The sequence below is a fragment of the Spirillospora sp. NPDC046719 genome, from assembly GCF_040645715.1.
Taxonomy (GTDB): domain Bacteria; phylum Actinomycetota; class Actinomycetes; order Streptosporangiales; family Streptosporangiaceae; genus Spirillospora.
This window is the reverse complement of the sequence record NZ_JBEYYT010000103.1, coordinates 1-9,170: the sequence shown is the minus strand read 5'-3', so window position 1 is coordinate 9,170 and position 9,170 is coordinate 1. Positions and strand designations below refer to the sequence as shown.

The following is a 9,170-nucleotide window of genomic DNA, read 5'->3' as shown; positions in this document are numbered from 1 at the left end:
GGGGGGCTGCCACGTTTTTTACCCCGCGGAGTCGGCCCCACCCCAAAAACCCGCCGACGGGCGATACGAGAAGTGCCGTCAAGTTCAAGGGCGGTTTAGACGCCCGGCGCCCGAACCCGGGCCAGCAGCAGGATCCTCTGCACTTCCTGCGCCTATCCAGTGGTGCGACTGCATCCCTCCCCAGTCCTGAGCGGGGGCGGTTGACATTAGAGCCGGCGGCGACGTCCTCGCTGCAGGAGGCGCCGCCGGACGGCGACGTCCGCCTCGCCGTCGGCGACAAGGTCGACATCACGCCAAATAGCCAAATTTACGCCTCACTGCACGCACAACAGCACATCAGCCACACAAAACGCATTTAAGTAGATTTGACACTCGCTGATTTTATGAGCCCGAGCGAGAGGCTCTCAATATAATTCACGCATGCCGCCCCCCAGCGTGAGCAAACACACTCTCGGAAGCGCGTTCCCCCCAGCTCTTGGGACGCTCCTCGCCATCCCCCTTGTCGCCGCTCTCGCATTCGGCTCAGCGATCTTCACCGCCGAACGCTCCCACCACGCCTACCTCTACAGCCTGGCTTGGGCAACGGCCTTCTTCGCCGTCGTCTCCGCTGGTGTTGCCGCCATCCTCGTCCAAGGGCAGGGCATCAAGATCGCTCGTGAGGAGGCTCGGCGGATCGCGATCGCGGAACTGCTCAAGATGGCGATGGACGACCCGGCGCTGGACGAGGCGTGGGGTCCCGTTCCCGAAGGCGAGGACCGCAAGGCCCGCCGGCAGCTCATGTACATCAACATGATCGTCTCCGAGTGGCAGATGTCCTACGAGACCAAGGCCCTTCCCGAGGTCCGACTGCGCGCCATATCCCGCGAGATGTTCAGCGGCCGTCCCGGACGCGCCTACTGGGAGGAGGCCCGCCAGGTGCGCCTGAGCACGTCCGGCAGCAAGCGGGCCCGCCGCTTCCACGAGATCCTCGATGAGGAGTACCGCCGGGCTCCCGCTCCGCCGCCCGGGTCTCCGCCCTCGCGCCGCCGTCGTTGGGCGCTCCTCGCCGCCACGGCCGCAGGCACCCTCGCCGTGGCCCCCGTCCTCCGCCGCGCCCTGACCCGGCGCGGCTCACGCTGAACCCCTCGTCCGCCATGCCGTGGACGGCGTGCGCTTCCAGGAGCGGGGCATGCGGCGGCCCCGGGCCGCGGAGTGGTCGCGCGGCGCCGGGGCCGTTGCTGCCGCCCGGTCAGCCTTCGGTGTGGGCTCGCTGGGCGGTGTTCGGCGTCCCGGGGATCAGGGACGCGTAGACGATGATGTTGTCGTCGTAGTGGCCGCGGGCGTGGTCGAACCTGCCGCCGCACGTGACGAGGCGCAGCTCCGGCCCGCCCCCGCGCCCGTAGACGCCGTCGGTCGGGAACTTGTCCTTGTCGACGCGCTGGACGCGGTCGATGCGGAAGGCCGGGACGGTCCTGTCCTCGCGGACCACCTCGATCCGCTGCCCCGGACGGAGCGCGCCGAGCTTGTAGAAGACGCCCGGCTTGGTCTTGGAGTCGACATGGCCGACGAGGACGCTGCGGCCGTTCTCGCCCGGCGTCGGCCCGTCCTGGTACCAGCCGACCTGGTCGACCCGGCTGAGCGGCGGCACCTCCAGCTCCCCGTTCGGCTTGGTGGCGACCCGGATGACCGGGGCGTTCACCTTGATGGACGGGATCCTGACCCGTTCGGGCAGCGACGGCGCGAGCGCCTGCTCCGGGTTCGGCGCCGTGTCGTCGGGCGCCTTCTCCACCAGGTTCGACGAAGGCGGCTGCGGCGGCGCGTCGGGGCCGGTCAGCCGGAACCCGACGACGCACATGGCGGTCCCTGTCGCGATGAGGACGGCGGCCAGCCAATACCACGGGTGCATTGGCCGGCCGCTGCGCCTTGCTTTGCTCATCGGTTCAGGAGAGCCCCTGCGCCCGGCGGCGGAACGCCGCGATCCCGACCCCGCCGCCCAGCGCCATCACGCCGAGGCCGGCCCCGGCCAGCAGCGGGCTGGACGCCGCGGAGGTGCCGCCGGCACCGGCCTCGACGCCGCCGCGCGCCCCGCGGATCGGCTTGAGGAACGCGCCGGAGACCCACTTGCCGAGCTGGTTCGACGGCACGCTCTGGCGGAGCGTCTTCCAGCCGGCCTCGCTGCGCCTGCAGTCGGCGGTGATGTGCTGGCCGCGCCTCAGCGGAGGCGGCGACACGCTGTAGCCGGTGCCCGGGCCGGTGCGGACGTTCAGGCTGTTCGCGGTGACCTCGTAGCGGCAGCTCCTGCCGATGTGGCTGAGCAGGCGCAGGAACCGGCCGTCGACCCACTTGCCGGTCTGGTTCGACCGGAGCTGGTGCCAGCCGGCCTGGCTGCTGATGCAGTCGGCGCCGAGGTGCTTGCCGCGCCTCAGCGGAGGCGGCACCGTCTCCCACCGGGTGCCCGGGCCCGTGCGGACGTTCAGGCTGCTCGCGGTGACCTCGTACCGGCAGATCTTCGGCGCGGCGGCCAGCTGCGACGTGGCCGTCGCCGCCTCGGCGGCGCCGCCGGCCAGCAGCGTCAGGCCGCCCGCCGCACCGGCCACCGCGAGCGCCATTCCAGTGCGCGCGCTTGAGCTCATTCTTCCCCCAACAGTGATCTTGTTGATGCCGGAGGTGTCCGACATCATCATGATCAAGCTGCCCTCAGCTGATTAGGCACATGCCGTCCTGGCCGTAAACGTTGGGGATAGCGATCCGACCACTGATCGAATATCTCATCGTTCAATGACAAAGCGGCGCCCTTGATGGCCGGTCATGGACTCCATTACGGACAATAGGCCCATGCACCTAATGCACCGCGAATATTCCCCCGCTCTCGGAAATAGCCCGCGAGTCCCTCGTAATCCGACAACGCCGTCATGGACTCGCCTCCGGCACGTCGGCGGCCGGCCGATAGAACGGACGGTCCGGCCGCCGACGGAGCGGCGTACGCTCAGGCGGCGTCCTGCGCCCGGCGGCGCCGCACCGCGATCGCGATGCCCGCGCCGAGCGCGACGGTGCCGACGCCGGCGCCGGCCAGCATCGGGTTCGTCGCGACGGAGGTGCCGCCGGCACCGGCGGACGCGCCGCCGCTGGGAGTGATCAGCTTCAGGAACTTCTTGAAGACAAAGCCGTGCCGCTGGCTCACCGGCACGCCCCCGTGCACCTCGACCCAGCCGCCGTGGCTCGCCGTGCAGTCCGCGTCGATGTGCAGGCCGAACTTCAGCGGCGGCGGGATGAGCTTGCCGGCCGGGGTCTCGTGGACGTTCAGGCCGTCCCGCGCGATGACCTCGTAGCGGCAGATGTCGCCGGCGCCGACGACCGGCCCGCCGTGCGGCGCGGTGGCCGCCATGGCGGCGCCACCGCCCAGCAGGGTCAGGCCGCCCGCCGCTCCGGCCACCGCGAGCCTCATGCCGGTTCGCGCGCTTGTCATCATACTTCTCCCCGAACTAGTGATCGTGTTGTTTGCCGGAGGTGTCCGACATCGTTTCGTTGATCACACTTCCCGGGGAGAATTCGACTGATGTCGCGCTGATCGCAAACATTGGGGACAGCGTCGGACGTAGATCATGAAGTCCGGTTCGAACGATCCCCAAGCGGAGACATTCCGCCCCCGTCAGAAGCCCAGATAATGGACATGCTGATCATGTAGGACAAAGAGGAAAAGCATTGCGAGTCGCGGCGTTCGGGTCATCCGGCGCGGCGTACCGTCCGCGCGGGGGCGGCGTGGCAGGGTGGGGCGCATGGTGCCGATGCATACGAGCACGGAGGAACGGGACGTCCGCGTGGCGCTGCTGCCCGTCGGGAGCTTCGAGCAGCACGGGCCGTTCCTCCCGCTGGCCACGGACACGGTGATCGCCTGCACCGTCGCCGAGGAGATCGCCGAACGGTATCCCGTGCGGGTGCTGCCGCCCGTGACGATCTCCTGCTCGCACGAGCACGCGGGCTGGCCGGGGACGGTCAGCATCTCGGCGGCGACCCTGTACGCGGTGGTGCGGGACGTCGCGGAGTCGCTGCGCAGGGCGGGCGTGCCGAAGCTGGTGCTGGTCAGCGGGCACGGCGGCAACTACGTGCTCGGGAACGCCGTCCAGGAGTCGGCCGGCGCCATGGCGCTGTTCCCCGGAATGGACGAATGGGAGGACGCGCGCGCGGCCGCCGGAATGGCGACGTCCGGCATCTCCGATATGCACGCCGGTGAGCTGGAGACGTCGATCCTGCTGCACGCTCACCCGGAACTGGTGCGGCCCGGATACGAGGGCTCCGATCACCTGGCCGACGACCGGCGGCACCTGCTGACGGCCGGAATGGCGCCCTACACCGCGTCGGGCGTCATCGGACGGCCGTCACTGGCCTCGGCCGGCAAGGGCCGGGACGCGCTGGCCAGCCTCGTCGGGGCGTTCGGGAACTGCCTCGCGGTGCTGGACCAGCAGGGCCAGGCCGCCCGGCAGGGCGGACACGAAGGTCAGCACGCCGTAGACGACGGAGATGGTGAGGCCCTCGGCGGAGCCTAGGCCGGCGGCGCCGAACGCGAGTGCGGTCACGGCCTCGCGCGGCCCCCAGCCGCCCACGTTGATAGGCAGCCCCATGACCAGCAGCGCCAGCAGCATCAGCGGCAGCAGTTCGGCGAGGGGCGCGTGGGAGCCGGCGGCGCGCGCCGCGACGACGAACAGGGCGAGATGCCCGGCGAGCGCCGCGACCGACAGCCCGGCGATGCCGGGCCAGGCCGCGAGGACGCCGCGGGCCTCCGCGAGCGCCGCGGCGACCGCCCGGTGCCGCCACCGGGCCAGCGCGAGCAGGACGCTCAGCACCAGCGCCGCCGGGATCAGCGCGGGCGTCAGCGACGCCAGCAGGGACGGCCGGGCCGGCAGGACGGCCAGGCACGCGAGCACGAGGACGATCTGCCCCGCCGCGCGCTCCAGCACGACCGCGCGGACGCCGCGCCCGACGTCCCCGGACCGGTGGCCGTGGCTGACGGCGCGGTGCACGTCGCCGAGGACCCCGGCGGGCAGCACCGCGTTGAGGAACAGCGCCCGGTAGTAGGCGACGACGGCGCCGGGCAGCGGCAGCGGCAGGCCGAGGCGCCGGGCGATCAGCCGCCAGCGGGCCGCGGCGCACACGGTGCTGAGCAGGCCGACGGCCAGCGCCTCCGCGACGGACGGCCCGTCGACCGCCTTCAGCGCGGCCACGAACGCCGACGTGCTGTGCCACCACAGCAGGCCGGCGAGGATCGCCAGCGCGGCGGCGACGCGCAGCCAGGGACGGAGTTTCACGGTGTTCCCCCGGGGAGTGCTAGCAGGTCGGTGTGGTGGACCTCGGCGGTGAGGCGGCCCGCGTCGCACTCGGCGAGCCGGCGGCGCAGGTACTCGGCGGCGGGTTCGGCCAGGTCGGGTCGCTGCTCGACGGCGGCGCCGACCCAGCCGCGCAGCCATTCGGCGGTGAGCTCGGCCCGGTCCGGGCCGAGCCGCCACGGGCTGGGACGGGTCTGGACGTTCGCGCCGCGGCGGCGGAACGCGGTCGCGGCGGCGGCGGGCGCGTCGGGGCCGAGCAGCCCGTCGCGCCGCTGGTGGGCGTCGAACGCGGCGCCGATCTCGGCGTCGAGCGGGTCGTGCGGGAGGATCCGGACGCGTCCGGCGACCGTGAGGGTCAGCAGCGCGGGGCACGACGCGGCGGCGGCGATCACGTCGACCTCCTCGGCGGTGAGGACGTCCAGCAGCGCGGACGCGGTGACCAGCGACGCGCCGACGAGGTCGGCGGCGCGCAGCCCGGCGAGGTCGCCCTCGCGGGTCTCGAGGGTGGCGGGCGTGCCGTCGGCGGTGCGGTAGGCGTTGGCGCGGGCCTCCTCCAGCAGCGCGGGGTCGTCGTCGTACAGGACCCAGTGCTGGGGGCCGGGCAGGCGCGGGGCGAGCCAGCGCCCGAGCGCGCCGGTGCCGCAGCCGAGGTCCCAGATGACCAGCGGCCCGCCGGCCGGCAGGCGGGCGCGCAGCGGAGCGAGCAGCTCGCCGGCGCGGGCGGCGGCGTCGGCGTCCTCGCGCAGCGCCAGCCAGGTCGGGGCGAACCCGGTCACGGTGCCTCCTTGAGGCCGTCCAGGACGGCGGCCATGCGGCGGGACGTGTCGTCCCAGCCGGACAGGGTGTCGCGGCGCCGCCGCGCGGCGTCCCGCAGCCGGTCGCGCAGGCCGGGGTCCAGCAGCCAGCAGCGCAGGGCCGCGGCGAGCGCGGCGGGGTCGTCCGGCGGGACGAGCAGGCCGGGGACGGTGCCGCCGGGCGCGTGCCCGAGGGTGCCGGGGACGCCGTCGACGTCGCTGGCCAGGACGGGAGTGCCGCGCGCGAGCGCCTCGGTGACGACCATGCCGTAGGTCTCCGAGCGGGTCGGCAGGACGGCGAGGTCGGCCGCGTCGTGGACGGCGGCGAGCCGGGGTCCGGTGAGGGGCCCGGCGAGGTGGACGCGGTCGCCGAGCGAGTGCCGGGCGATCAGGTCGCGCACCCGCCCGGCGTGGGCGGGGTCGCGGTCGAGGGGCCCGGCGCAGACGCAGCTCCACGGCAGGTCGGCGACGCGGGCGAGGGCCTCCACGAGGACGTCGTGGCCCTTGCGCGGGGTGACCGACGCGACGCACACCAGCCGCGACGCCCCGTCGGTGCCCGCGGCGAGCGGCGCCGGATCGACGCCGGGCGGGACGGCGTGCACCCGGGCGGGGTCGAGGTCATGGTGCCTGATCAGGCGTTTCATCGCCCACGGGCTGGTCGCGACGACCGCGGCGGCGGAGTGCAGCGTGGCGCGTTCGAGGGCGTCGAGACGGTCGTCGCCCTCGTCGACGAGGGGCATGTGGACGAGGACGGCGAGCCGCAGCCGGGAGGCGTGCGGGACGACGACGTCCGGCACCCCGCACGCGACCAGGCCGTCCATCAGGACGGCGGTCCCGTCGGGCAGGGCGGCGAGGGACCGGCCGAGCCCCTCGCGGGCCGCCGCGTCGGGCCGCGGCCAGGCGCCGGGCGCGGCGATCTCCCGGACGGGCCGCCCCGCGGCGGCGAGCGCCCGGCAGAGCCGCCGGTCGTAGACGTTGCCGCCGCTGGGGGCGTCCGGGTCGTCGATGCCGCCGGGAACGACGAACGCGGCGCCGCCGGGGGCGGGGAACGCCGTGCCGCCGGGGGCGGGGATCGCGGTGCCGCCGGTCACAGCTCGCGCTCGTAACTCGCCCAGGCGACGTGCGACTCCCGCAGCGTCACCGCGATCCCCGCCAGCCCGCGCGCGCTCTCCCCCATCGTCCCGGCGTGGATCCGGGCGGCGAGCCGGTCGGCGAGGACCTTCGCGAGGTACTCCGTCGTCGTGTTGACCCCGGCGAACTCGGGTTCGTCGTCCAGGTTGCGGTAGTTCAGCTGCCGCAGGACCTCGCCGAGCTCGCGGGTGGCGAGCCCGATGTCGACCACGATGTTGTCGGCGTCGAGTTCCGCGCGGCGGAACGTCGCGTCCACGACGAAGGTGGCGCCGTGCAGCCCCTGTGCCGGGCCGAAGACCTCGCCGCGGAAGCTGTGCGCGACCATGAAATGGTCGCGGACGGTGATGCCGAACACGTGCCCTCCCTGTTCCGTTCCTGTGCGTGCTAGGCCGCCGGGTAGTCGATCCGGTGGCAGAGCGCGGGCGGCTCCCCGCGCGCCAAGCGGGCCATGGCCTGGGGAAGCTCGTCGAAGGGGCTGTTCCCCGTGATCAGTGCGTCGAAAGCCGGGGCGGCCAGCAGCCGCAGCGCCAGCGCGAGCCGGTCGCCGAACGACCGGCGGGACCGCCGGGCCGGCGCGACCATGCCGACCTGGCTGGCGCGGACGGCGAGCCGGCGCGAGTGGAAGAACTCGCCGAGCGGCAGGCTCACCTTCCGGTCGCCGTACCAGCTCAGCTCGATCACCTCGCCCTCCGGCGCGAGCAGCTCCAGCGAGCGGACCAGCCCGTCCTCCGTCGCGCTGGCGTGGAACACCAGGTCGCGGCCGCCGTCGGCGTCGCCGGGCAGCGCGAACCGGACGCCGAGCGCGCGCGCCGTCTCCGCCCGCGCCGGGTCGACGTCGACGAGCTGGACGTCGCATCCGGGCAGCCCGGCGAGGACGCCCGCCACCGAGCAGCCGACCATGCCCGCGCCGACGACCGCGATCCGGTCGCCGACCAGCGGCGCCGCGTCCCACAGCGCGTTCACCGCGGTCTCCACGGTCCCGGCGAGGACGGCCCGCTCGGGCGGGACGCCGTCCGGCACCGGGACGACCGCGCCCTCCGGCACCACGTAGCGGGTCTGGTGCGGGTAGAGGCAGAACACGTGCCGCCCGGCCAGCTCCGGCGGGCCGTGCTCGACGACCCCGACGTTGAGGTACCCGTACTTCACCGGCCCCGGGAACGCGCCGTCCTGGAACGGCGCCCGCATCACCGCGTACTGGTTCTCCGGGACGCCGCCGCGGAAGACGAGCGTCTCGGTCCCCCGGCTGACGCCGGAGAACACCGTCCGGACGACGACCTCGCCGGGCCCCGGCTCCGGCAGCTCCACCGGGCGGATCTCCCCCTCACCGGGTGACCGGATCCAGAACGCGCGCGCGTCGAGCTCCATGCACTTCCCTCCCCCGCCGGGTCCTGCGATGCCGTGCGGCCAGCGCCAGCACGTCCCGTCCGAACGACCAGGCCAGCAGCGCCAGCGCCGCGGCCACGAACACCGCCGCGTACGGGACGGCCCCGGACGCCGCGGCCGTCAGCACGACGCCCTGCACCACCGCGACCGCCTTGCGCGCGAAGCTCGGCGGCAGCGGCGCCCGCAGCCACGGCGCCGCCCACGACGCCGCGGCGAACGCGTACCGCATCGCCCCGATCGCCAGCACCCACACCCCGACCACCGCCGCGACCTGCACCGACAGGACCAGGATCAGCAGCGCGTCGGTCTCCATGTCGAAGCGCGCGCCGAGGTCGGAGGACGTCCCGGTGCGGCGCGCGACCCGTCCGTCCACCCCGTCCAGCACGAGCGCGACGGCCGCGAGCGCGACCAGCGCCCCGACCGGCCCGCCGTGGACGAGCCGCGCCGTGACGAGCGCCGCGACGCATCCGACGAGCACGAGCCGCGCGAGCGTGACGTGGTCGGCGGGGCGCAGCGCGCGCCGTCCCCGGAACGCGAACTCCAGGACGCCCCACGCGGCGAG

Annotated in this window: 11 protein-coding genes and 1 pseudogene; 3 read left to right on the top strand and 9 right to left on the bottom strand. The window is 73.9% G+C overall.

Features of this window, described 5'->3' with window-relative positions; all coding sequences use genetic code 11:
• The coding region (locus ABZ914_RS19400) for a hypothetical protein (RefSeq protein ID WP_500194515.1) at positions 1 to 359 on the top strand (359 nt) is incomplete at its 5' end.
• 61 nt (positions 360 to 420) lie between these two features.
• Positions 421 to 1,119 (top strand): DUF6082 family protein, encoded by a 699-nt coding sequence (locus ABZ914_RS19395; protein ID WP_500194514.1) that lies wholly within the window; start codon positions 421 to 423, stop codon positions 1,117 to 1,119.
• A 109-nt stretch (positions 1,120 to 1,228) separates the two neighbouring features.
• Here ABZ914_RS19395 and ABZ914_RS19390 read toward each other — a convergent pair whose 3' ends face one another.
• The 3 genes from ABZ914_RS19390 to ABZ914_RS19380 form a co-directional block, all read right to left on the bottom strand.
• Positions 1,229 to 1,915 (bottom strand): class F sortase, encoded by a 687-nt coding sequence (locus ABZ914_RS19390; RefSeq protein ID WP_500194512.1) that lies wholly within the window; start codon positions 1,913 to 1,915, stop codon positions 1,229 to 1,231.
• A gap of 4 nt (positions 1,916 to 1,919) precedes the next feature.
• Positions 1,920 to 2,612: an SH3 domain-containing protein gene (locus tag ABZ914_RS19385; protein ID WP_500194510.1), complete on the bottom strand. Its 693-nt coding sequence runs from the start codon at positions 2,610 to 2,612 to the stop codon at positions 1,920 to 1,922.
• A 353-nt stretch (positions 2,613 to 2,965) separates the two neighbouring features.
• Positions 2,966 to 3,445: a hypothetical protein gene (locus ABZ914_RS19380; RefSeq protein ID WP_387028711.1), complete on the bottom strand. Its 480-nt coding sequence runs from the start codon at positions 3,443 to 3,445 to the stop codon at positions 2,966 to 2,968.
• Between the two features lie 310 nt (positions 3,446 to 3,755).
• Between ABZ914_RS19380 and ABZ914_RS19375 the strand changes: the two genes are divergently transcribed.
• Positions 3,756 to 4,523, top strand: a complete 768-nt coding sequence (locus tag ABZ914_RS19375; RefSeq protein WP_500194508.1) for a creatininase family protein — start codon at positions 3,756 to 3,758, stop codon at positions 4,521 to 4,523.
• Here ABZ914_RS19375 and ABZ914_RS19370 read toward each other — a convergent pair.
• The 6 genes and pseudogenes from ABZ914_RS19370 to ABZ914_RS19345 all read right to left on the bottom strand — a co-directional run.
• Positions 4,515 to 5,198 (bottom strand): annotated as a pseudogene (locus tag ABZ914_RS19370) (lysylphosphatidylglycerol synthase transmembrane domain-containing protein); the annotation flags it as partial. The gene ABZ914_RS19375 and the pseudogene ABZ914_RS19370 sit on opposite strands and share 9 nt — an antisense overlap.
• 80 nt (positions 5,199 to 5,278) lie before the next feature.
• Complete coding sequence (locus tag ABZ914_RS19365) at positions 5,279 to 6,076, bottom strand: methyltransferase domain-containing protein (RefSeq protein WP_500194506.1); 798 nt, start codon at positions 6,074 to 6,076, stop codon at positions 5,279 to 5,281.
• Positions 6,073 to 7,185 (bottom strand): glycosyltransferase family 4 protein, encoded by a 1,113-nt coding sequence (locus tag ABZ914_RS19360; protein WP_500194504.1) that lies wholly within the window; start codon positions 7,183 to 7,185, stop codon positions 6,073 to 6,075. The genes ABZ914_RS19365 and ABZ914_RS19360 overlap by 4 nt, the downstream gene beginning before the upstream one ends.
• A complete protein-coding gene (locus tag ABZ914_RS19355; protein ID WP_500194502.1) occupies positions 7,182 to 7,580 on the bottom strand; it encodes a 6-pyruvoyl trahydropterin synthase family protein in 399 nt (132 codons plus the stop codon). Before ABZ914_RS19355 ends, ABZ914_RS19360 begins: the two co-directional genes overlap by 4 nt.
• A 29-nt stretch (positions 7,581 to 7,609) precedes the next feature.
• Positions 7,610 to 8,590 (bottom strand): zinc-dependent alcohol dehydrogenase, encoded by a 981-nt coding sequence (locus ABZ914_RS19350; RefSeq protein WP_500194501.1) that lies wholly within the window; start codon positions 8,588 to 8,590, stop codon positions 7,610 to 7,612.
• On the bottom strand, positions 8,547 to 9,170 hold a 624-nt coding region (locus ABZ914_RS19345), incomplete at its 5' end, for a CDP-alcohol phosphatidyltransferase family protein (RefSeq protein ID WP_500194499.1). The genes ABZ914_RS19350 and ABZ914_RS19345, both read right to left, overlap by 44 nt.